At 46.3% G+C, this 23330-nt stretch carries 20 protein-coding genes and 1 tRNA gene; 9 read left to right on the top strand and 12 right to left on the bottom strand.

Going from position 1 to position 23330, the window contains the following annotated elements; translation table 11 throughout:
• The first annotated feature begins 56 nt into the window (after window positions 1-56).
• Window positions 57-743: a magnesium protoporphyrin IX methyltransferase gene (gene bchM, locus QUA34_RS20735; RefSeq protein ID WP_333322779.1), complete on the top strand. Its 687-nt coding sequence runs from the start codon at window positions 57-59 to the stop codon at window positions 741-743.
• Between the two features lie 33 nt (window positions 744-776).
• Here the strand turns inward: bchM and QUA34_RS20730 are convergent, their stop codons facing one another.
• Entirely contained in the window at window positions 777-1037 is a 261-nt protein-coding gene (locus QUA34_RS20730; RefSeq protein WP_333389095.1) for a hypothetical protein, read from the bottom strand.
• 8 nt (window positions 1038-1045) lie between these two features.
• Between QUA34_RS20730 and QUA34_RS20725 the strand changes: the two genes are divergently transcribed.
• On the top strand, window positions 1046-1438 hold the full coding sequence (locus QUA34_RS20725; RefSeq protein ID WP_333322783.1) for a DUF423 domain-containing protein: 393 nt from the start codon (window positions 1046-1048) through the stop codon (window positions 1436-1438).
• Between the two features lie 88 nt (window positions 1439-1526).
• Here the strand turns inward: QUA34_RS20725 and QUA34_RS20720 are convergent, their stop codons facing one another.
• Window positions 1527-2621: a hypothetical protein gene (locus tag QUA34_RS20720; protein WP_333322785.1), complete on the bottom strand. Its 1095-nt coding sequence runs from the start codon at window positions 2619-2621 to the stop codon at window positions 1527-1529.
• Window positions 2622-3879: 1258 nt separating this feature from the next.
• On the opposite strand from QUA34_RS20720, the gene QUA34_RS20715 reads away from it, so the two are divergent.
• Entirely contained in the window at window positions 3880-5313 is a 1434-nt protein-coding gene (locus QUA34_RS20715; RefSeq protein ID WP_333389094.1) for a phosphoglucomutase/phosphomannomutase family protein, read from the top strand.
• 332 nt (window positions 5314-5645) lie between these two features.
• Complete coding sequence (locus QUA34_RS20710; protein ID WP_333322789.1) at window positions 5646-5921, top strand: LapA family protein; 276 nt, start codon at window positions 5646-5648, stop codon at window positions 5919-5921.
• Window positions 5922-5935: 14 nt separating this feature from the next.
• Here QUA34_RS20710 and QUA34_RS20705 read toward each other — a convergent pair whose 3' ends face one another.
• From QUA34_RS20705 to QUA34_RS20695, 3 genes are all read right to left on the bottom strand, one after another.
• Window positions 5936-6943 (bottom strand): hypothetical protein, encoded by a 1008-nt coding sequence (locus QUA34_RS20705; RefSeq protein WP_333389093.1) that lies wholly within the window; start codon window positions 6941-6943, stop codon window positions 5936-5938.
• 154 nt (window positions 6944-7097) lie between these two features.
• Entirely contained in the window at window positions 7098-8153 is a 1056-nt protein-coding gene (locus QUA34_RS20700; protein ID WP_333322793.1) for a hypothetical protein, read from the bottom strand.
• 558 nt (window positions 8154-8711) lie between these two features.
• Window positions 8712-9386 (bottom strand): Npun_F0813 family protein, encoded by a 675-nt coding sequence (locus QUA34_RS20695; RefSeq protein ID WP_333322795.1) that lies wholly within the window; start codon window positions 9384-9386, stop codon window positions 8712-8714.
• Window positions 9387-10326: 940 nt separating this feature from the next.
• Between QUA34_RS20695 and QUA34_RS20690 the strand changes: the two genes are divergently transcribed.
• A tRNA-Arg gene (locus QUA34_RS20690) sits at window positions 10327-10400 on the top strand.
• A gap of 170 nt (window positions 10401-10570) precedes the next feature.
• Here QUA34_RS20690 and QUA34_RS20685 read toward each other — a convergent pair.
• Complete coding sequence (locus QUA34_RS20685) at window positions 10571-10756, bottom strand: hypothetical protein (protein WP_333322797.1); 186 nt, start codon at window positions 10754-10756, stop codon at window positions 10571-10573.
• A 447-nt stretch (window positions 10757-11203) separates the two neighbouring features.
• Between QUA34_RS20685 and QUA34_RS20680 the strand changes: the two genes are divergently transcribed.
• From QUA34_RS20680 to QUA34_RS20670, 3 genes are all read left to right on the top strand, one after another.
• Window positions 11204-12832, top strand: a complete 1629-nt coding sequence (locus tag QUA34_RS20680) for a site-2 protease family protein (protein ID WP_333322799.1) — start codon at window positions 11204-11206, stop codon at window positions 12830-12832.
• 240 nt (window positions 12833-13072) lie between these two features.
• Window positions 13073-14023, top strand: coding sequence for a hypothetical protein (locus tag QUA34_RS20675; protein WP_333083531.1), 951 nt, complete (start codon window positions 13073-13075; stop codon window positions 14021-14023).
• A gap of 252 nt (window positions 14024-14275) precedes the next feature.
• Window positions 14276-14929, top strand: coding sequence for a hypothetical protein (locus QUA34_RS20670; protein WP_333389092.1), 654 nt, complete (start codon window positions 14276-14278; stop codon window positions 14927-14929).
• A 90-nt stretch (window positions 14930-15019) separates the two neighbouring features.
• Here the strand turns inward: QUA34_RS20670 and QUA34_RS20665 are convergent, their stop codons facing one another.
• The 4 genes from QUA34_RS20665 to QUA34_RS20650 form a co-directional block, all read right to left on the bottom strand.
• On the bottom strand, window positions 15020-18028 hold the full coding sequence (locus tag QUA34_RS20665; protein WP_333322802.1) for a UPF0182 family protein: 3009 nt from the start codon (window positions 18026-18028) through the stop codon (window positions 15020-15022).
• Between the two features lie 209 nt (window positions 18029-18237).
• Complete coding sequence (locus QUA34_RS20660) at window positions 18238-19530, bottom strand: glutamyl-tRNA reductase (RefSeq protein WP_333322804.1); 1293 nt, start codon at window positions 19528-19530, stop codon at window positions 18238-18240.
• A gap of 145 nt (window positions 19531-19675) precedes the next feature.
• Window positions 19676-20713, bottom strand: a complete 1038-nt coding sequence (glpX, locus tag QUA34_RS20655) for a class II fructose-bisphosphatase (protein WP_333202578.1) — start codon at window positions 20711-20713, stop codon at window positions 19676-19678.
• Window positions 20701-21045 carry a hypothetical protein gene (locus tag QUA34_RS20650; protein WP_333389091.1) on the bottom strand — a complete coding sequence of 115 codons (345 nt, stop codon included), beginning with the start codon at window positions 21043-21045 and terminating at the stop codon, window positions 20701-20703. Before QUA34_RS20650 ends, glpX begins: the two co-directional genes overlap by 13 nt.
• Before the next feature lie 162 nt (window positions 21046-21207).
• On the opposite strand from QUA34_RS20650, the gene QUA34_RS20645 reads away from it, so the two are divergent.
• Window positions 21208-21825 carry a CP12 domain-containing protein gene (locus QUA34_RS20645; RefSeq protein ID WP_333389090.1) on the top strand — a complete coding sequence of 206 codons (618 nt, stop codon included), beginning with the start codon at window positions 21208-21210 and terminating at the stop codon, window positions 21823-21825.
• 113 nt (window positions 21826-21938) lie between these two features.
• Here QUA34_RS20645 and QUA34_RS20640 read toward each other — a convergent pair whose 3' ends face one another.
• Together QUA34_RS20640 and QUA34_RS20635 are read right to left on the bottom strand one after the other, a co-directional pair.
• Window positions 21939-22325 (bottom strand): VOC family protein, encoded by a 387-nt coding sequence (locus QUA34_RS20640; protein ID WP_333389089.1) that lies wholly within the window; start codon window positions 22323-22325, stop codon window positions 21939-21941.
• A gap of 150 nt (window positions 22326-22475) precedes the next feature.
• Window positions 22476-23147, bottom strand: a complete 672-nt coding sequence (locus QUA34_RS20635; protein ID WP_333389088.1) for an SOS response-associated peptidase — start codon at window positions 23145-23147, stop codon at window positions 22476-22478.
• Between the last annotated feature and the right edge of the window lie 183 nt (window positions 23148-23330).

The raw sequence follows: 23330 nt of genomic DNA, 5'->3' as shown, positions 1-23330 counted from the left end.
ACCGGATTGCTATATAATATCTAACCGTTGGCAATAAATCAGCAGCAGGCAGATCGATGAATTTGGTAGACGACAAGACTATAGTTAGACAGTATTTTAACTCGACGGGATTCGATCGCTGGCAGCGAATTTACGGCGAGGGCAAAGTCAATAAAGTTCAGCTAGACATCCGCACCGGGCATCAGCAAACGGTGGATACAGTCATCAAATGGCTGCAAGCTGACGGCAATTTGCCTGGGCTTTGTGTCTGCGATGCTGGCTGCGGTGTAGGCTCTCTGAGCATTCCTCTGGCTGACGCTGGGGCAATTGTTTGCGCTAGCGATATCTCTGAAAAGATGGTAGCAGAAGCTTATGATCGATCGACAGCAGTTCCCGGCAAGCTCTACAACATCTCCTTCGCCGCCCAAGATTTGGAAGCTTTAACCGGCAAATTCCACACAGTGATTTGTTTGGATGTGCTAATCCACTATCCTCAAAATAAGGCTGCAGAAATGATCGCTCACCTAAGTTCGATCGCCGAATCTCGACTAATTCTTAGTTTTGCACCCAAAACCTTAGCACTCACCGCCCTCAAAAAAATTGGTGAACTTTTCCCCGGCCCGAGCAAAACTACCCGGGCTTACCAGCACCGCGAAGCTGATATTATCAAAATCCTAGAAAACAATGGTTTTGTTATTAACAGAACAGCGATGACTAGCACTAGCTTTTACTATTCTCGCTTGTTGGAAGCTGTGCGGAAATAGGTTAAAAATATCTACAAGAAAGCTAATTTCTCATCAGCCTAGGGTGCGCCTAGCGCACCTTCCCTTACCAAAGTTAGGCAAGTGAATTTCCATACTCTGCGATTGCTTCGCTCCCGCTGGCAATGACAAAGACGGCACGCAGCGCGCACCTTCGATATCAACAATTAGATGTTTTTTCCTCTTCCTTCTTCCTTCTTCCTTCTTCCTTCTTCCTTCTTCCATCGGACTGACATCCGTTACATCCGTTACATCCCGTACATTGCTCGTTGCCGAACTTCCTTCTTCCCAATTCAATAAATATTATGTCAACGCTAATTTTAATTCGTATTTTTATAGCAGTCGCAGCGGTATTCGGAGGTTTATCCGTTGCAGGCGGTGCTTTCGCCTCCCACGCTTTGAAAAATCAATTGAGCGATCGAGCTTTAACAATTTTTGAGACCGGCGCCCGATATCAAATGTACCATGCCCTGGCTCTATTACTCGTCGCTTTACTCTTGAGCCGCGCCCAAGAGTCTCAAACCTTTTTTGCAGTCGCTGGATGGGCTTTTATTGCCGGCAATATCATATTTTCAGGCAGTTTGTACGCCCTAAGTTTGAGCGACATCAAATGGCTGGGTGCAATTACGCCACTGGGGGGAGTTGCTTTTATTGTTGGTTGGGGATGTTTGGCAGTCGCAGCTTGGAGTTTTAAATAGAGATGGGCAATTCCCAATGCCAAATCCCTCCGCGAGAGTTCCGCTTTTTGACCCCATGCCTTATGCCCTATGCCCTATGCCCAATACCCTAATTATCAAACACATCCCTGGAAAACATCTCTGTCAAAGTACGCAAGTAAGGTACAAATACCGTTAAATCTTCAGCAGGAAGCCGATCGCATATTTCCCAAAATAAAATCAGCAGCATATCCTGCACTAACTCCCAACTTACATGAAGTTTCGGATACAACATCACGCAAATTGGAAACAATTCTTGCTGTACCGGGCGAATACTACCTTCCAAAACGCACCAGCACAAATAGCTTTGAAAAATCTCGACATCACGGATACCAGAAATTTTTACCTCTCGATCGCTCAAATAGCCGCTGCTGCTGCGGTATCCTTGATGCTGAGCACTAGCTCGATCGTACACTGCACTAGCAATCTGAGTCGTGTGCTGCAACAAATGCTGAACGGCTAATAGAGCTCTTGAATTCGGGGGCTGATTCGCCGCAGCCTCGTTAATCTCTCCGTAGGGAATGTGCAGGTAGTCGTCTACAACTTTTAAGTAGGGCGCAAATTCCGCTCGCTCTGACTCCGAAAGACATCCTAACAAGATTTTGCTAGTGTATTGAAACTCAATTGTCACAAATCCCAGCACTAACGGATCAGTCTTTGAATATTTTCGCCTCACTTTGATAATATCTTTTCCCACCAGGACTGACAAGCGGAAAACAGGTTCTCTATCTGCATAAGCGTCTATTGCTTTCTTATATAAGGTGCGAGAATCGGCGGCCATTTCTAAAGAATTAATTAAACTTGGATCGATCGCGTGCCGCTCTATTTGTTTCCCTAAAAGAGCTTCTACTCTACTCCAAGCTATCTCGCTGGCTAATTTCAGGGTATCTGTCAATTTGTCAACTATTGGGGCTCTATTTCCCTCAAAAGTAGTTAAATCGAGGCTTGGGAGAATTTGGCGTGGCGCTTGGTTCTCTCGTGCCGCAACTGTACTGTAATATTTTTTTGCCCAGCTAACTGCGAAGGAAGAAACGCTGACACCTTTAGCTTTTGGGAGTTTGTCAGTGTCCAGTCCGATAATACCTTGGGGCGCCTGACTTGCGCCCTGTTGAAGTTGGTCGGCTGCTGGTAAAGATTTTGAAGATATTTGTGAAATACCCGTCATGATAAACCTCGTTTTTTTATTAAGTCGCACCCGATCGATTCCCCTAATTTTTAACGTTGTTAACTACAATTTTCTGCATTTGTACGTTGAAAGTCATCAGCCATTACGCTTAAAGCTATAAGCCATTTCGCTCGACTGCCTGCATCTTTTATAAGTTGCACGTTAATAACGTTATTTATTGTGCGATCGATCACCATCATTCTGTGATCGCGATCCTAATTTATTTTTTTGACCTATAAAGAGGACTGGAAATAAATTTAATTTGTCTTAAAATCTAATAACTAAAGTCAAGTCTGCCTCAAAAAAACTGCTGCTTGAAATACTTTATCTTTGTTGTGGAGCGCTTTGGTTGATCGCCCTAATTTCTTAATGAAGCTAGGCTACAGCACGATCTAGCGATGACTTTGGTTAATTTATTTCTATAGGTCAATTAGAAATGTATTTTGAGCCTGACGATTGTTATGAAACCCCAATAAATTTAACGCTCGGTTTTTCTAAATAAAAAATTAAATTTGAGATGAGAATCAGATTTATGTGCATTTAGTTAATGCCATTGCCAGGGCAGTTTTTTGTGATCAGTTGTTTAGCTTCCCCGTGAAGCGAAGCTATCCCGTAGGGAATCGCCCGCAATTGATCGTCGTCCATTCGATCAACCACCTACCCTTCAAAACCGGAATTAGCGAGTGACTCCCCCGGTAGCGGGCACATTTTGCCAAATCCGGCGGGTTCGAGTCCTCTGTCGGAGGCGGAAGCCTGTCCCGACAACGAGAGGATTAGGTTGATGCGGCCCCCACCGGCGATCAATCCTCACAAACAGCACGGCCAGTACGTCTTTAAGGCTATGGCTTCGGGTAGGATTAGTAGGACGAGAGGAAGTGGATAAAGTCAGTAACTCAGGGCTAAAGCCACTGAGCTTGTAAGAGAGAGCTCTCGCAAGCTGTACTGACCAGCCTAAGTCTTCACTGACTACGTTATTTAGGTCATAACACCGGAGAATACGTCGCTAGTTTTCCGCTCTGTTGTTTACAGTTAAACAGTCTTAAAGTCACTGAGACAGTGCTGTAAGCGTGACAAGCCTTCATAACATTGGCGAAGCGAACTTTACCCCGAAAGGGAGATTGAGGCAACCATACCTCACTGGAGAGGTTGATTAAATTCCCTCTCCAACCCCGAAAGGGGATTCAAGGCGATTGAAATCGCCGCGCCGTTTTCCTCTCAGGGCTAAAGCCGCTGAGTTTCCCACTTACCGAGTTTTTTTATGAGCGCTAGCAGCAATTCAACTGAAATTAAGTTCGGAACCGATGGGTGGCGAGGACTGATTGCCCATGACTTTACTTTTGCCAACGTGCGAAAAGTCACCCGGGCGATCGCCAGTTACCTAGAAACCGCTTACACCAAAGACCGCCCAGTTCTAGTCTCCTACGATACCCGCTTTCTGGCAGACGAGTTCGCCCGCACCTCGGCGGAAGTATTGGCAGATTTGGGATGGACAGTGAAAGTGGTCGATCGAGATTGCCCCACACCAGTCATCGCCTACAGCGCCAAGCATCTCAACTCCGCAGGGGCCCTGATGTTCACGGCTTCGCACAATCCCGCACCTTACTGCGGCATCAAATACATCCCGGACTACGCCGGCCCGGCTACCCCGGAAATTACTGATACAATTGTGGCAAATATTGCTGGTGCTTCTGATGCCCCAGCCAAAGGCAGCCACAACGATAAAATCTCCACTTTTGACCCGAAACCCGAATATCTGAAGTTTCTTTATACTTTGATCGATGTGGAGCGGATTCGCTCTGCTAAGTTGAAGGTGAAGTACGACGCTCTCTACTCGACTTCTCGCGGCTATCTCGACGGCGTTTTGGAACACTGCGGCTGCGAGGTCGAAAGTTTTCACACCTACCGCGACGTGCTGTTTGGCGGCGGAATGCCCGAACCCAAGGGCGAACAGTTGGTTGAGTTAGTGGAAGCTGTTAAGAAGGATGCGGCGGATTTGGGTTTAGCTACCGATGGCGACAGCGATCGCTTTGGTATTGTTGACGAGTTGGGAAATGTCTTGACTCCAAATACTGTACTGTTGCTGCTGGCCCGTCACTTGGTTAAGAATAAAGGATTGACTGGGGCGATCGTCCGTACAGTCGCAACTACCCACTTGCTGGACAATTTGGCCGCCAAGTACGGTTTAACAATCTACGAAACCGCAGTCGGCTTTAAATACATCGGCGAAAAAATGCGGGAAACTGCGGTGCTCATCGGTGGCGAAGAATCTGGCGGTTTGAGCGTTTTGGGTCACATTCCCGAAAAAGACGGGATTTTGGCTGATATGCTAGTTGCTGAGGCGATCGCCTATGAAGGCAAACCGCTGTCTCAGCTAGTCGAAGAAGCCATTAAAGAAGCCGACGGCCCTCTGTACAACAAACGCTTGGACTTGCACCTAGAAGAAGCCCACAAAGCAGCCGTTTTGGAATCTTTTACCAAGAATCCCCCCAAAGAAGTAGCAGGTATCGGCGTTAAGGAAATCGGCCGCAAAGACGGAATTAAACTTTATCTTGAAGACGGTGGCTGGGTACTGCTGCGGCCTTCGGGAACCGAACCCTTGATGCGCGTTTACATGGAAACCAATTCTGTGGAAAAAGAAAGCCAAGTTGCCCAACACATGGAAAAGGTAATTTCCCAGTTAGAACCTGTTTAATTTTCTACCTATTCCAACGGGGGTTTTTTCCCTAGCGTTTGGGATTGTGAGGTGCGCTTGGCGCACCTTACGTATTTTTGATAACTGCTGGGTCAGTTATATATTTGCAATACACTTGGATTTGTTTAAGTTTGGGAAGTGTCAATTTGTTTATGTTTGTTAAATTTTTAATTAATTAAAAAAATCCTCTCTTTTTCCGCATCTACTTGACTTTTCCCCTAATTGTATTGTAGAGTATTATATAATGGGATGTTTGCCAAAATAAAAATTTTACACGTATTTAAATTATAAAACAACTATACAATTTAAATTATTAGCCTGTCAACCGGTTTATGAAAACAATTCCTCTGCTCGCCATTAGTTTTTTAGTAGCAATTTTAGTAAGCGCGATCGGCATTGTTTCAGTGCAGAACGCTGCCCCCGTATCCTTAAACTTTATCTTTTTTCAATCGATACAAATGCCCGTAGGAGTAGTATTGGCAATGAGCCTGAGTGCAGGACTTATCGGAGGTGCGCTACTGCAACCGCTGTGGAACCTTTCAGATTCCCAAAACTCGCGTCCTAAATTTCAGGCAAATCCAGAAGAATCCGACACCGTACAATATTAAATAGATTTTATCCCTTAGAGGGAATATACCTGACCGTCAATCAGCAATCGAGTAATTCCCTTAGCTCGCAAATAAGGTGCTGCTTTTTGCAGCATACTGCTGTCAGGAATCTTGAAAACTCTTTGATTGCGAGTAGCAAATCGGCGGGCCACTCGGTGATTGTCAAACACTGCCAGGGTTTTCTCGCGAATTTCCGCCGCCGGAATTTGACCGAGTTCGCCAAAAGCTTTTAGAGGTCTAGTGATTAACTCTGCCGCCCGATCGACCACCAAATAACAAATTTTGGGCAGAGATGCTTCGCTTAAAGGCAAAACTTGAATCAGTCCTGTACCCCGAAGCTCGTTAGCGAAGCCCTCGAAGAGGATCGACTCGCCCGACGATAGTGAACCCAGGAGACTGCCTTCAAACAGAGAGTCTTCATCCTCTACATCTTCGTCGAAGTCGTCATCTAAATCGTCTTCATCCTCCTCATCCTCGTCGTCGTCCTCGAAATCCCTAAAGTCTTCACCTGCCAGCAGCCCTTCTGCTGGCAGCATTGCCTTTAGTTCACCAGTCACAACAGCGCGGTGGCTTCGATCGGCAAGATTGGCTGCTGGGGCATCTGGCACATCAGAAACATCTAAATCAGACTCTACATTGCCTCGAATTTCTGGTTCTGCAACTGGTTCAGGGACTGAGTTAGAACGCTTTCGGATTGTCGGTCTCGAATTTGAGGCTGACGGCAGGACAGGGACTGACTCCGACAGGGGGACAGCTACAGGATCGGTTTCGCCATCATCTGCCGACGACTCAGTAGTCGCCTCTGTCGGTTCAGAAACACTGCTGCGATCGGACAAACGCTTTTGTTTTTGCTGCACTAGAAATTCGTATTCCGGCTCCGACAAAGCCCCCTGAATGATGCGCCTCACAGTAGAACTGCTCACTCCGTAGCGCTTTGCCAGAGTGATAGTATTCTCGTTTGACTGTCGGTACAGCCTGATGAGTTCGCGTTTGTCTGAATCGGAGAGTTTTGTAGGCGTCATGCCAAGTTTCCCAGCAAAAAGACTTGAAAAGACGCAGGCTAGCAGTCAGCGAACTGTGATTTTTCATCTTCGATTTCAAGCTCAGAGATGCCGACAAGGGCAAAGAAGCTTTCGCGTCCCCATCGCTTGCCAAAGCAACCCCAATCTCCAATCGCTACGCTGCGCGACGACTGCGCCTGCTCTGACGAGAGCGGGTTGAGATGTCATGTTCCAAGATAGCTCCAATCCCAAACAGGATGGCGCTGAAAACAAAAAAGACTTCCAGCAAACTGCCGCTTTGATAACTACCCTCAGCCTGAGTATCGCGCCATTTAAAGTACATATCTGCGATGTAAAGCGAAAAAGTTGCAGCCGCAATCATTCTCCAAGATTGGGAAAAACGTCCTCCCCAAAACGCCAGCAGCAATGCAGTAGCAATAATCAGGAGAAAAACATCCCCAACGATGTAAAACAAATTGATTGCGTTTTTGTGAGGCGCCAGTTGCTTGTCAAGTGCCATCACCCATGCGGGAGCTTTGATTTCTGCTTCTTCTTCTTCGGGTGCTGATGCAGCATCGGTCGCGGCTGCTTTTGCCTGTAACTTAGACGAATTTTCCAAAGCAGGCGCTCTTCCTGTGGCAGCGGTTGCTGGTGCAGATGTCACTACTTCTTCTTGAGTGGCTGCCGGAGCCATTCCTAGCTGGGCCCTCCAAGAGTCAGGTGCAGCAACCCAAATAGCTACAGCTATCCCGAAGGCTGCAATTCCCGCTAACAAAGCCCACTGCCAAATTTCTAGATTCAGCCGCTTGGAAGTCACAGCTACAACCATGCCCCCGATCAGTACCACATAGCTGGCCAGATAAAACGCATCTGCTGGAGACACGTCCGGGTCTAACCCGAAATAGAGTTCCCAAATCCCGAACAGCACGCCGGCTATGAAATAGAACAGCATCCCCAGACCTATGCCCAGCCAGACGTTGCGCCCGCTGACCATGTGGGGGCTTTGCCAGTTTCTAAAACAGACTAAAGCCGCTCCCAAGTATGCTCCGCATTCAAAAATATAAGTGCCGATCGAGTACCACAGAGGTAAACCCTCTTCTGCTGAGAGGGGGACGCTGAACAGCAAAAAAAACAGCAGCGCCATGACAGCCCAGACAATGCCTGCAATCACTAGGGTCTGAGCTGACAGTAAAGATGAAGATGTAGATGACTTTTCTGAAGTGCTACTCATAGGGATTCCACGAGACCTAACTAGCGGTTGAACGCACCCCATCTCAATCTTTGATTGTAGATGAGGATTCTTTCGCCAAAAAAACTTAAAAAACCTAGATCTGACGCTTCCGGAATAACTGGCGTCCTCAGTGTGTCGTCGGGACTTTTGCCCTCGTACACTATAGAAAGACTAAGCAAGAATAATCTCTATTTACTAATTCAATAAATTAGTCGTTAGTCGATCTTGTACCCGGAAATATAATGATAGATATACGGTAGATGTCTCCACCATTAAGGTTTTTACAGTACCAAATCTATCTCTGAAATTATACCCTCAAAGGTTGAGGGAGCTGTTTTTTTGCTTTCACTCTTCCCCACTCGTATCAATGATTGTGACTGGGGAGTGCGATCGAAACTGAATTAAATTGCCAGACCATAGGTGGCATCCAAACCGAATCAACAATTTGGTTGTCAATACAAGTTGGCAATCCAACTTGTATATCGCGTACCCCCTACAGTGCAATTATCTAAGCTGAATTATCTGGACCCAATTGTCTGAGAAATTGTCACAGATTTTCTATCCTGCGATCCACAACTTGTTGAGGGCTGATTGTTTCAGCCAATCTAGAAACTGAGTCCGATCCGGTGCTGGCATATCTTGCAGCACATCGCTCACTCCCTCCGCGAAGTCCGTATTGCCAAAATATGATTTGCCCAAGCGGTGGAGTTCTTGCAATAAGGTTTTGAGATGCTGCTCTTGCCAAGGAGGCACCTTGTGAGATTGCAAGGGACTAACGGTTAGCCAGTTTTTTATCGCATCAGGGGAGTCTGCCTGGGGGAAGTTTCCCTGCTGAAATACCTTGGCGATATCTTTCTGAAACGATGTGGCTTGCCTTGCGCCTAAAAGGTCTTCTACATCGAAGTAAACAGCTTGGAGTAGCAGCAGACAAGCCTGCGCGAACAGTGGTGCTTTGGCTGCTTCATTCCCTGCCGGTTCTTCACCGGCAAGCTGATCTAAACGGACTTTTCCCCAGACGCTATATCGATCCGGCTCTTCTAGCAGAACACAGGCTTTGCCTCGGTTGTCGGTTAAGTCCCGCCACAAGGCTCTGGCGTCTTCTGCTTGCTTGCCGTTGAAGGCGCTGATCAGGCGAAAAGTCTGCCCCTGATAATTGAGAATGGGAATTTGTTGATCCCGTTTTGGGTGTTGAAAATTGGTTATTTCAACATCCTGCCGTTTCAGAATAAACATGACACTGCGATTTGACTCCTGTCATGGCCGAGGTGCTGTGCTTTTGACACTCCCGATGCCTAAAGGCGAGGGGATTCTTGATTCAGCGAGTCCACTTAAATTAGCAGGATTGCTCCCGATCACCCAGAGATGGTTCTCTTCTCAAGCGTTCCGATACTTTTTTGCTAACAAATGCTAACAAATATCTAAGCTGAAATTGTCTCTCAGCCTTGGCGTATAAATCAATGCACGAAGGAAAATCCCCCGCGCACAATTTACGACTGCTGTACTGGCAACGCTTGATTTTCTCGCTCGTGCCGAGCAGGCGATTGACTGTTTTGCTTTGATGCCGTAGAGGAAGCTTATATAGAGGCTCCGTACCATCAGGGATTTTCACCTGAGTCTTTCAATCCTAGTTCTACCACATTTTTATCAAATATCAAGTCGAGCATAATGTTAGCCAACATAACTCAAGATCAGCAAATTAGTCATTCTGGCTCAACTCATACCTCAAATCAGGAGACGAGCTCTGGTTTTTCGCTAATGGGGTCAGCGTTTTAGGCTTTGCCACTAGGGGAGGTTAACATAACCAATAGACATCTGGGAAAAAGCACCTGTGACTCTTTTGCTGTCTGAGTTCCGTCTTAATTGGGAGAGATATCCGATCGACCAAATAGTTGGGTTTCAACTCGACCCCTAAATACTTTACGCGAGTTCACGTCCTACCTAGTTTTGATTGTAAATTTACAATTGTGCTGTTTGCAGGTGAGTTCCTCCAGCTTTTGTCAGATACAGTCTTGAAGGCAAAGGCACTCTCATCATCTTGGTTTTTTTCCCGAACCATCGCACTGCACGCCATATTTTTGCACCTCAAAGCGGTTTCTGCGTAAGTCATCACATAATTTACTTGCTCGATCGCACACTGCACCTATACAATAATGTTGTTAGCGATTTTTGAGTTGGGTGCGTAACTCAGTTGGATAGAGTAGCTGCCTTCTAAGCAGCGAGCCGCAGGTTCAAGTCCTGCCGTACCCGTTAATAAAACCTAATACCATCAATGCTTTGAGCCGTTCTTTACCGAAAAGGAGAGAGTGGCTCAAACCTTATTTGTTGTGCTTTTGTTGTGCATTTGTTTCGCACAACAAATGCGAAACACCGCTTATCTGGGTCAGGTGGTATCCCGGCATCCTGTCGGTAGACACGGGTTAACTCTCCGAACCCAATATTTCCAAGAACGTATCCACGTCTGCCAAGTCCGCTCTGGATTTTTTGCGTCGCGCTTTTAACTGGTTGAGCAAGTCGGCCGCTTCTGGAAAAACTGCGACGGTCGGACCGGAGTTTTTATTTTCCTCCCGCTCGCGCTGCACTTCCTTGAGTTCTTGCTCCAGCATCTGAACCTTCAGTCCCAAATCGCCGTTGCGCTCGTGTAACTGATTCAGTTCCTTGTCCCATTCTGCAAGTTGCTTGTTGGCCGCTTTCTATTCCTACCTGAGCGATTCATCGTTGCCATCGCTAGGGTTTCAGCAGTTTTCTCCTGCCAAGAAAAGAGAGGCTGAGATATTATTTGCTTCGGATTTGTTTTGGATTTCGGGCATCCAAAACAAATCCGAAGCAAAAGCCCCACCTGCCAAACTGGGCGAATCTTCCTGCTTCTGGGCGATCGACACTGCTACCTTTCTGAGTATAGGTTTGACACAGCCGATGTATTATCATAAAAAGTCTATTGTGTCAATAGACTAGATCCTGCGATGTTCAAACACCACCAGCAGCAGGTTGTGGGCCGAGTAGCCCTCAGAGGTTATCCTTAGTAATCAGGCTAGTTTCCGACAGGTTTGGATATGTTCCCAACAACTCTATTTAATGTTCCCCAAAATTTAATGCTATTACTCGACCGCAGCGCGATCGACCGCTTAAAGCCCCTATTGGCGCAAACAACCGGAATGCCTATAGTTGCATCGGAAAATACGGCAACAATTGCGCTCGTATTGGTTGCTCTGGGAATTCTGGGTTGGGGATTTTATCGCGCCAGACCTTTTGGCAAACTGGGAATTTTGGCTTGGTTGCAGTCTGTTGCGCTGATGAGTCCCTGGCTGCTGTTCTTTGGTTTATTCGCCGCCGGAATTTACCTCAATCTAGTGGCGGTATTGTTGCTGCTAGTGGCATCCACGGGATTGTACATTTATCTGGGCCGGCAATTGCGTAAGGCTGCATCCGATACAGTGCTGCCGCGGCCGGATGCTGCTGAGGTAAAGTCCCAAAGCGATGCTTTCTCTGCCCCTGAGTCGCAGCGACCACCAGGCCCAGAAACCATTAAGATCGTCACCTCGTCGCCTGCGAATAATGAATCAGAAATAATTCCCGTTCCGGTGGAAGACCTCAAGGCAATTAAAGGCATCTTTGGAATTGATACTTTCTTTGCCACAGAAACGATTCCCTATCAAGATGGGGTAATTCTCAAAGGCAATCTCCGAGGAGACCCAGAACAAGTACACTCACGTTTGACGGCAAGTTTGGAAGAAAAATTAAACGATCGCTACCGCCTATTTTTAGTAGAAAATCAGGACGACAAGCCCGTAGTTATTATCTTGCCCAGCACCAACGACCCGCAGCCCACAACAGTGTCTCAAAAAATCCTAGCAGTCGTCCTGCTGCTGGCAACAATTGCTACTAGCTTAGAGACAGGCGGTTTGCTGCTAAGTTTCGATTTCTTTAACTCGCCCGCTAGATATCTAGAAGTTCTGCCAATTGCAGCGGGAATTTGGGCGGTTTTAGGATCTGGGGAAATTGCTCGCCGAGTGCTGGCAAATCGGTACAAGGTTGGCTTGAGTTGGCCGTTTTTTATACCAACTTTGCAGATAGGTTGTTTTGGAGCGATCGACCGTTTTGAGTCGCTGCTGCCCAACCGTAAAGTTTTGTTTGACATCGCTTTTGCCGGGTCAGCCGCTGGGGGAATAGTTTCTCTGCTAATGCTGGTAACGGGTTTGCTGCTGTCTCACCCCGGCAGTTTGTTTCAAATTCCCGCAGAATTTTTCAAGGGCTCGGTTTTGGTGGGAACTTTGGCAAAAGTGGTTTTGGGTTCGGCGTTGCAGCAGCAGATTGTTGACGTTCACCCGCTGGTAGTTATCGGTTGGTTGGGCTTGGTAATAACGGCGATTAATTTGATGCCGGCGGGACAGTTGGACGGCGGTAGAATTGTGCAAGCCATCTACGGTCGGAAAATAGCCAGTAGAACTACTTTGGCGACTTTTGTGGTGCTGGCTATCGTTTCTTTAGTTAATCCTTTGGCTCTGTATTGGGCGATCGTGATTCTGATTTTACAGCGGAATCTGGAGCGGCCGAGCCTCAACGAGCTGACTGAGCCTGACGACGCTCGCGCGGCTTTGGGTTTGCTAGCTTTGTTCTTGATGATTGCTGCGCTGTTGCCGTTGACTCCGGCTTTGGCTGGCCGTCTGGGAATAGGGAATTAGCAGTAGTCGGGCATCTTTGGTAATAGGCTCTTGGGTTGCGGTAAATTAGTGGAATATAGGAATTGAGCGATCGAACTGGTAACTGAAGGGCGATCGGGTTCCTAACTACTAATTTCCCATTAATACCCGCGCCCAGGGCAATTTATCTACTACCAAAAGTTGATTTTTTTACAACCAAAAATTTGTTTAAACTCGATCGATTAAGTTTAAATAAGTTATCTGAGCCTATAGGATACAGTCATGGCTAATCAACTTCCTCCTGTATTGGTAACTTTTGATGCAGATGTTTTAATGACTGGCCGAACCCAAGTTTGGCAAGAATATGCGAAGGTGGGAACTTGCTATATCCCGGAAGTAGTGTACGACGAAATAGATCGTCTGACAGGGCAAGCGGTGGAAAAAGCTCAAGAGCAAGTAGCTAGAGAGTTTATGCGATTTTTTGCCGACAGCGGCTGGATTGCAACTGACGCTCAGGAAACACACCGCGCTCTCGAACCTTCGATCAAAAATCAAAGCAAGCCAGCAATGCTGGTGGTGGCGACGGCTCAGTGCGTTTACGGTTTGGCTCAAGAACACCCGGACGCATTGGTGATTTTTGTGTCCAACAGCCAGCCTCTGCTGAAGCGGCTGGCTTCTGTAGGCGCTACGAATCTCTGCGGGATTACCGGGGCGATGCTGTTAAATTGGGCGAGGAAAGGGGAACGCCCGCCGGCGGCGACTCAGCAATTGCAAAGTTTGATGCGTACCCTCGCCGAACGCAAATCGACTCAGCGCCCTAACAGCAGAATTCAGGATGCTGCTGTTGGCCACACGGGGGCTTCTGCTAGTAAGTTAACGGGAACCCGCGGCGCTTCTGAGCTAAAGTCGCCCAGCAGTTTTACTAAAACTAATAAAACGGGTTTGACTGAGAGCCGCAGTGCGAGTTCGCGGCCCAAAACACCGCGGCGTAATCGCGAGGAGGCGAGAGATTACGAGCCGGCTGTATATCGCATGAAACATATTACACCTCCGAAAAAAAGGGACAGCGGTTTTCTGTCTACTGTGTTCAATTTTTTGGGAGCGTTATTTTTCTTGACGGTAGCGGTAGGTATTTTGTGGCGAGTGTTCGATGTTAGGGGTTTTAGAAAGACTTTTGTGCCGGCTCTACCACAGCCTGTGCAACAATTTGTTAAGTCGATCGACCCTAAATAATCTGGTTTTCTGAAAATTTCACTTTCTGATGTGGCTGATTGGTGCTTTCGGTCATCGTTAATCTTGCACCTTGGGAAACTGGAATAGCACGCTTGGTTCACAAATGAGTTCCCTCCCCTAAATATAGCGGTAAGCGGCTCGTGGCGCACCCTACGGTTAGAATTTCTGGCATTAGTCCGCTGGGAATTTTCAACGGCTACTATCACAACAGAAGGCGAACGCTTCAATTTAGTGCTCTAAAAATTCCTTGCCATGCTGAACGGGAACGAAATAATTAGTGGATTAGCACTGGCTTTTGGGGGTTTTGCATATGCTTTAGTATTTTTTGTTCTTCTTCCCTTCAGACAGTACGATTATGCAGCACCACTTGGGGCAATAGCAATGGCGATCGCCCTTACTATTGCAATGAATTGGCTACTATCTGCATCGTTGCTAACTGGGTGGAGTTGGGTGGCGGCATTATTGGGTTTTCAGGTAGCCCTGATGCTTTTTGGTAGCGTGTTTCTGGAAGATGGGCTGTACCTGCCCAATTTGTTGTTTTTTGGAACTATGAGCGTAGGATATGCGAGCGTTTATACCAGTTTTTCAAAACAAAAAATACTGGTAATTGTGGGTTTATGTACAGGATTTTTTCTGGCTTCAATGTACTTATTTTTGATTGGTGGCTATGTGAGCAAAGGCAAAAATCCGTTTCAGGGTTCTTCTACTCAGATGCTGCCACTGTTGAATCAAAGGGTAGAAATTATCACCGACAATCCCAAACAATTGTATTTGAATGGCAAAACAGGCGAACTCACGCATATTAACCGTTATGAGGTGACAGTGAAACTAGATTCTGGAGGAGATGAGAGATTGATGTGGCCCTATGTCGATGTTTGGTGGCAGGATATTAAGGCTGCTAGCTAACAGAAATCGCAGTAATTTATATCGTTTCCGGTTGCACCGTCCGTGATAGTCAACAGTCAACAATCATGAGGAGTGCAACCGGAATTGATATCATTCACTATTTAAAGCTGGTGCTGTTCCTTCTACAGGTCGAATAATGACCGATTTATTAGTAGATTGTTGCTGAAAAAGTGCCTTGAGTGCTAATTCAAGATTTTCTGCCATGACGATGCGGTTTTCGTAGGCAGCAATAACTCTGATTAAAGTTGGCAAACTATTGCGTTCGGCTTCTAAGTAAAGAGGTTCCACATACAGTAAAGATTGTTCTATGGGAATTACTAATAAGTTTCCTTGAATGGCTTTGGAACCCTGGCGATTCCAGAGAGATATTTGTTCGGAAATAACCGGATCTTGGTTAATTAAAGCTTCTATTTGTTCCGGGCCGTAAACTAATCGCTGTTTGGGGAACAGATACAGCAGCAATTTTCCGTAATCGCCACCATCCGATCGCCCTGCAATCCAAGCAATTAAATTGTTGCGACTTACTGGTGTAAATGGCAGCAGCAAAATAAATTCTTCTGCTGTTTCCGTTGGCAGCTTCATAATCAAATAATACGGTGCTACGGGCTGCTGTTCGCTGCCATAAATTTCATTGGGAACTCGCCACAAATCCTCTCGATTGTAAAATACTTGCGGGTCTTCCATATGATAAGTTAGCAAGCGTTCGGATTGAATGCTCAACAAATCTATTGGATATCGGATGTGTTTTCGGAGAGCCGGAGGCATTTTGTCAAGGGGTTTGAAGAGCCCTGGAAAGATAGCCATCCAACTGTTAATAATCGGATCGGAGGGATAGGCAACGTAGAAGTCAACAGAGCCGTTGTAGGCATCAATTACTACTTTTACAGAGTTACGGATGTAGTTAAATTCATGCTTTCCTGGGTCAGAATATGGATAGCGATCGCTCGCTGTATAGGCATCGATAATCCAGTAAAGATAGTTGGGAGATTTATCAGTAGCCGAGGGTGAAGGTTTAATCTTGTTGCTAGTTTTATCTGTTTCTTTTTCTATATCATCATGGCTAAGATTGGCGTTGGCTACTACTAAATACGGGTCAGAATCGTAGCGCAAAAAAGGAGCGATCGCCCGGACTCTTTTATTAATATTTCGGCGGTACAGCAATTTAGTTTCTGGGGTAAAATTGCGCGTCAGTGCCATTTGCCAATTTTTGAGATAATTAGCAAACAGCCAGCGCCGCCACAGAGAACCGATGACAATTCCGCCCCTACCGTTGTAAGTATTGTAAACATTTTCTTCGCCACTAGGATAATCGAATTCTTTGACTTTTGTGGGCGTCATCGCGTCTGTATCGGTGATTTCGCCGTAGTAAATTCGCGGGTAGCCGATCGGAATACTGGCCCGAATTCGATCGCTAGTTACTTCCAAAGCAGTCTCTCCTTTCTGGGCTGCAACTCCAATATCTTTGACAAAATAATCGGGTAAACCGCCGACACCGACTCTGTTTACGGGAGAAAGAGTAAAGCCGTAACCGTGAGTGTAAACTAGGTGTTCGTTCACCCAAGTTTGAGCATCGGGGGCAACTGCTGTGTAATCTAATTCCCGCGCTGCCAGAAACACTTGTTGGCTGTCCGAATCTCCCTTTTGCGCTTTTTCATTTTTGATTGTGTAGCGATCGATATCGGCATCAGGAAATGTATAATATGGTCTAATTTGCTGTAACTGTCGGGTCGTTTGCAGCAGCGGTCGCTTGTCCCACAGGCGGATGTTGCTAATAGTAAGTTGATTTTTTTCTAAGTCGGAATAAGTAAGTTTTCCGGCGGGATCGAATGTTTTTATTTCGATTTGGTTGAGGTCAAAGGCTTCTTTAGTAAAGGCTATGCTGCGCTGAATGTACGGCTGTTCTCGTGCTAGTTCGTTGGGTTGAACTATGAGTTTCTGCACAATTTCTGGCAGCAGCCAACCTCCCAAAAAACTTAAAGTTAGCCATGCTAAAAGAATTTTTTTTATGAGTTCATTTTTAATTTTGAATTGGTAAACCTGCCACAGCATCAAAAGTGCGATCGCCCCCGCCAAAATACTCAAAAATCCATAGGAGGGCAGCCGCACCATCACGTCAGCATAATTTGCCCCGTAAGTAACGTCTCCCCGCGCATACAGCAATTCGTAGCGCCCCAACCAGTAGCGCAATGCAATAGCTAGCATGGAAGCTGCACCCAACCCGTACAAGTGCCGCTGCTGCGATCGAGAAAACCCCAAAAAGCTCCCTTGACTCAGGCTATTTCCTGATAGCAAATATGTTAAAGCACAAGATACTAAACTGTACACAAATACAACTGTCAGCCCGAATCCTAGCAAATCTAAGATTGGCAAAATAAATACATAAAAGCTAATATTTTGATTAAAAAGAGGGTCGGTTGTGTTAAAATTAATAGGGTAAAAATATTGCAAAACATTTGTCCACCGAGTAGCGACAATAAGCGCGATCGCCAAACTGAGAAAAAGGGCGATCGCCCGCAGCCAAAAATCAGGCTTAATTACCACAGCTAACATTGTCCCCAGCAGCAAGCCCAACTGCCACCAGCGAGAAAATAGCTGCACTGCTATTTGTTGGATTGACTCAATTCCCAACTGCACCGGCGGCGAAGGTAAATTGTCAGCTATACCGAAATAGTTGATGCTACTGGCAGCTAACAGCCCGCAGTGAATTAATGTCAAAGTTGCGATCAAGGTCAATCCGAATACTGCCAACAGCAACCAAGAAAAGGTAATTTGGGATTTAGCAACAGGTATTTGGTAATTCTTCCCGGTGTTGTTCGCCCTCAGTGAAGCGAATAGCGCCCCCGGCACCGGCGATTTCATTTCCTCTGCCGAATGTTGCAGGCGGCGGGCTAAAGCCAAATTTCCCAGCAAAAAGACAGAAGAAACAGCAATTGCGATCGTCCCCAGCAACCCTTGAGTTTTCAGCTTTAACAGAAAAACCTGAAGATATCCAACTTCCTGAAACCAGAGAATTTCTGCCGCAATGCGGGAGGCTAATTCAAAAACCAGCCATAGCCCCGCAATCAGTAGGATTATTTGACAAATTCGCCTATTAGTCATTAGTTATTAGTCATTAGTTATTGGTTGAATGATAACTGATATCAGGTTCGAGCAATTTACCCTCCCGAATGATGCTTTGGCCGCAAGGGTTGGAGGCATTTTTATTCATGGTAATTGACCGGGCATAATATGACTCCTGCTTTCCAGTCAACGGCTAACTGCTTTCCTGTCAACTGACTAATGACTAATGACCAATGACTAATGACAAACTAGCTGTACTGCTGATTGACATCCACATCCAAATTAAACAGTGTTTGCAAAGTTTGCATCGCTTGCCGCCGCGCCTCAATATCCTGCTGAGCGCGCAACTGTACCATCGGATCGTGCAAAATCTTATTCACAATCCCCCTTGTTAAAGATTCAATCACGTCTTGATGTTTCTCCGAAAATTCCGAACCCAGACGCGATAAAGCTTTTTCTAACTCTTGTTCCCGAATCAATTCTATCTTATCCCGCAAACAGCTAATAGTAGGAACCGTTTCCAGACTGCGCCACCAGAGATCAAAAGCCTCTACTTCCTGTTCCAGCAAGCCCTGAGCTTCCATTGCCATTTTGCGGCGGCTTTCGTGATTTTGAGCTACCACTGCTTTCAAGTCGTCCACATTAAACGATCGCACATTAGCGAGTTCGTTCGCATCCGAGTCAATGTTGCGTGGCACAGAAATATCCACCAACATCAAAGGGCGATTCGGGTCTAAAACCGCTTCCAATTTAGCTTTATTTAACAGTGGCTCGGTAGCTGCGGTACTGGTAAAAACCAAGTCAGAACTGGCAATTATCTGCATCATTTCCGAGAGCTGATACAGGTGCAATTCAGCGTCTTTAAACTGACCGGCCAACTCCAGGGCGCCACGCACAGAGCGGTTAACGATCGAAATATGGCTAGCTCCTTTTGAGAGCAAATGCTGCACCAAAAGCCGCGACATTTTACCAGCACCGATAATCGCAATTTTGCTGCTTGCTAAATGCTGACCTTTCATTTGAGCCAATTCTGCCGCCGCAGAACTAATCGAAACTGCACCGGTACCGATGCTAGTTTCCGTGCGAACTCGCTTCCCTGCTGTGAGAGCTTGCTTGAACAAGCGCTCTAAAATTCTGCCTACACCTTTGTACTGCTGGGCGAGTTTGTGAGTTTGTTTCACCTGAGCCAAAATTTGTCCTTCTCCGAGCACCAAACTGTCGAGGCCAGAAGCCACTCGCATCAAGTGCATCACCGCATCTTCGTGCAGCAAAATAAACAGGTGAGGGCGCAAAGACTGCAAAGGAACTTTACTGCATTCTGAAAGGAACTGAATAACCTCTCGCACACCAGGCTCCGACTCGCTGGTAACAATATAAATCTCTAAGCGGTTGCAAGTGCTGAGGATGGCAACCTCTTGAATGTGCGGGTAGCCACGCAATTGGGCGATCGCCGCTTCAACTTTCTGTTCTGGAATGCTCAGTTTTTCGCGAACTTCTACCGGCGCTGTTTTGTGGCTGAGACCTATGACTGCAATATTCATATCTGTGATTTGTCACTATTTCTTTCTTAGTTGTTAACAGTCACCTGTTATTAGTTCTTAGTTTATCGCTAATTGCTAATCATCGGTGACTGTTAACCGTTAACTGTTAATTGTTAACATTTAACTGTTAACCACTAACTAATCACTAATTCAATTGCAGAGATTTCGGCTGGTCAAACATATGGATTGTATCCACAAACCGAGCAGTTTTCGACTGAGAAGAAATTACCAAACTTTCAGTGCGAGCGCCGCCGCCAAAGAAGCGAACTCCATTCATCAGCGTTCCGGGAGTAATCCCGCAAGCTGCAAACAGAACTGTTTCTCCAGATGCCAACTCTTCAGCATTGTAAATCTTGTCAGGGTCTGTGATGCCCATGTCTTTAAGTCGAGCGATATTGCTCTCTTTGCTTTCACCGATCAAACCAGTTTTTACAACAGCCGGATCGTAAATTAACTGCCCTTGGAAGTGACCGCCCAAGCAGCGCATTGCTGCTGCGGAAATCACACCTTCGGGTGCAGCGCCAATACCCATAAGTGCGTGGATGTTGGAACCAGAAAACGCGCAAGAAATCGCTGCCGAAACGTCGCCGTCGCTGATCAGCCGAACTCTTGCACCCGCTTGCCGAATTTCATTAATTAAATCTTTGTGTCGGGGGCGATCCATGACCACCACCACCAAATCTTCAATACTGCGGCCGAGACAATCAGAGATAATTTTGAGGTTTTGAGTTGGCGTTTTGCGAATATCTACATGATTCTTAGCAGCCGCAGGAGCCGCCAATTTGTTCATGTAGAAATCCGGTGCCGCAAACAAACCACCTTTTTCAGAGATTGCCAAAACTGCCATCGAACCGTTTTGACCGTAAGCTACCAGGTTAGTACCTTCGCAGGGGTCAACAGCGATGTCAATTTCGATCAATTCATCTATGTTGCAGACATCTTTGGCATCTTCGCGGGTACAAATACCTACTTGTTCGCCGATGTAAAGCATGGGTGCGTCATCGCGTTCGCCTTCGCCGATCACGATGCGGCCGCGCATATGAATTTTGTTCATGCGCTCCCGCATGGCTTCTACAGCCACTCTGTCAGCTTCATCTTTCTCGCCTTTGCCCATTAAGCGAGCGGAGGCGATGGCTGCCTGCTCAACTACTTCGATAATCTCTAAACCGATTACATTGTCCACGAACTAGATCCTCCCAACTGCTGATGCGTGCCTTGTGCTCTTTTGCACTCCCAGCCATCAAGTTTATCAGAGGCGGGGATCTGTGCGAGCGCAAGCAGTTGCTTAGTTTGTGTTAACTTTTGCTTCTTTGAGACTGGGGCTGGAAAATCTGATCCCAACCAGCTCAAAGATCGATCGCCCCAATACTTCACTCTTGCTCGATCGATCGCACGCGGGCCCCCAGGGAGCGCTAAATCGCGGACTCCAGAGGTTCCGGGGGAGCGAGGGGCTGTTTCAGGCAACTTGTCATCCCGAATGGCGTTAAAGGTTTTATGATTAGTTTGCGATCGCACGATTTCTCAGAAACCTGGTTGCCAAACCGGATTTATCGTTACTAAACCCAATATTTTGGTATAAACCGGGTTTCTGAGGGTAAGTCCTAATGATGATCGCAAATCAAATGGACAGCCCCAAATCGGGACGCAGTAGACTTTATCAGCGGGAAGGAATAAAAAATGATGATGAAAGCCCAAGATATTATGACCACAGATGTTGTTACCATTCGCGGTTCGGCAACTGTAGCTGAAGCGGTGGCGATGATGAACGATTTGTGTTTGCGCGCTTTAATTGTGGAACGTCGCCACGAACAAGACGCCTACGGCATTGTCACCGAAACGGATATTGTCTATAAAGTAGCAGCCTACGGAGTAGACCCCAAAAAAGTCCGCGTCTTCGAGATTATGACCAAACCGTGCATCACGGTGAATCCAGACTTGGGCGTGGAATACGTGGCTAGGTTGTTCGCGAATACCCGCATCCGCCGGGCGCCGGTGATTAAGGACGAGCTAGTGGGCATTATTTCGGTCACAGATATCTTGACAAAAAGCGATTTTCTTGAGAAGCCGAAGAGTATTTTATTTGACGAACAAATCGAACAGGCGATCGCGGAGGCCAGAACTATCTGTGCCGAGAAAGGCGTTACTTCTAGAGAGTGCGCGGTAGCGTGGGATATTGTAGAGGAAATGCAGGCTGAGGCTTCTCACCAGCGATCGATGAAGCTTGAAAAAACGGCTTTTGACGAGTATTGCGAGGAAAATCCAGAGGCTGCTGAAGCGCGGATTTACGACAGTTAATTTAGTCCTTAGTTATTAGTTATTAGTTATCAACTCTTATTTATGGATTGATAACTAATAGCTAACGATGGGAAAGAGCTTTTTTTCTAAGAGCCTCACGAAAAATAAAAATCTTAAGTGTTTGGCTCAGTCATACAAAACACGTTCAGCTTATTCCCATCAAGATCGCGAAAATATCCCGCATAAAACCCTGGCAACACGCCTCTTGGCCCCGCCGCTCCTTCATCCTTAGCCCCAAGTTCGATCGCTTTGTTATAAACTAAGTTGACTTTTTCGGGACTGTCAACTTGAAGAGCTATCATTACTCCATTGCCAACAGTTGCTCTGTTACCATCAAAGGGTTTTGTAATAGCAAGTGCTGGTCCCTCTGGAGAAACGCTCCATGCGATAAATCCGTCGAATTCCATGAATCGTCTAGCGCCAATTTCCGCAAGCAAAGCATCATAAAACTTGGCTGCTGTTTCAATATCGTTGGTACCGAGTGTAACGTATCCGATCATATTTTTGGTCTTCTAACTGATGTTAAGATTTAAAAAATGTTTGAGTACATAACAACTGAGTTAAACTAATCCTTATAAAACCAAAGCTACAACTCAAACATCATTTTAGATCATAACTCAAACTATCTCGGTTTTCTCCGCTGCAATGATTTATTGCCGATCGCTAATACATTCGGGACTGTCTCTAGTTGGACTGTTGACGATCGCACTTACCGCCTTTGCTTTCATGGCTTCGGAAGCATAGGGCTTTAACAGCGACAAAACTTCCTGAGCATTGTTAACAGCAGGATCTAGCCACTGTTCCCAATCGCTGTCGGGGAGAATCACCGGCATTCGATCGTGCATCGGCTGCACTGTTTCGTTAGCAGCGGTAGTAATTATACTGCAAGATACAATGTTTTCTTTTTCTGGAGATTCCCAATTTTCCCACAAACCGGCAAAAGCAAAAGGTTCGCCGTCTGCCGTTTGAAAATAGTAAGGCTGTTTGTTTTTTCCCTGCTGTTGCCATTCGTAGAAGCCGTCAGCGACTATCAAACATCGCCTGTGCTTGATGGCGCTGCGAAAAGCAGGTTTTTCGGCTACAGTTTCCGATCGCGCATTGATCATCTTGCTGCCCATTTTCATGTCTTTTGCCCAACTTGGAATCAAACCCCAGCGCATGAATTGAAACTGTCGCTGCATTTTTTCTTTTTCAACTGTTACTGTGGCAACTGATTGAGTTGGGGCGATATTGTATCGCGGTTTGATGTCGGGAACTTCCGACAGTTTGAAGAACTCGGCGATGATTTGACCTGAAGTAGTTAAAGTGTATCGTCCGCACATAATTTATAGTTGGTATTAACGCGGTTTTCTCTTAATTCCGGCAGTCCAGTATTGGTCGGGTTATCCACAGTCCGGCAGAGGTTTAAACCCTGCCTCAAAGCTCAAGTCGGTTAAAACCGACTGGAAATACGATCTCAATATCTATCTATTTTAGTCCTCTTTTAGAGGACTTTAGCTATGAGA

It is taken from the genome of Microcoleus sp. POL10_C6 (genome assembly GCF_036701585.1).
In the GTDB taxonomy this organism is placed as follows: domain Bacteria; phylum Cyanobacteriota; class Cyanobacteriia; order Cyanobacteriales; family Microcoleaceae; genus Microcoleus.
This window is presented reverse-complemented; position numbering and strand designations above follow the sequence as displayed.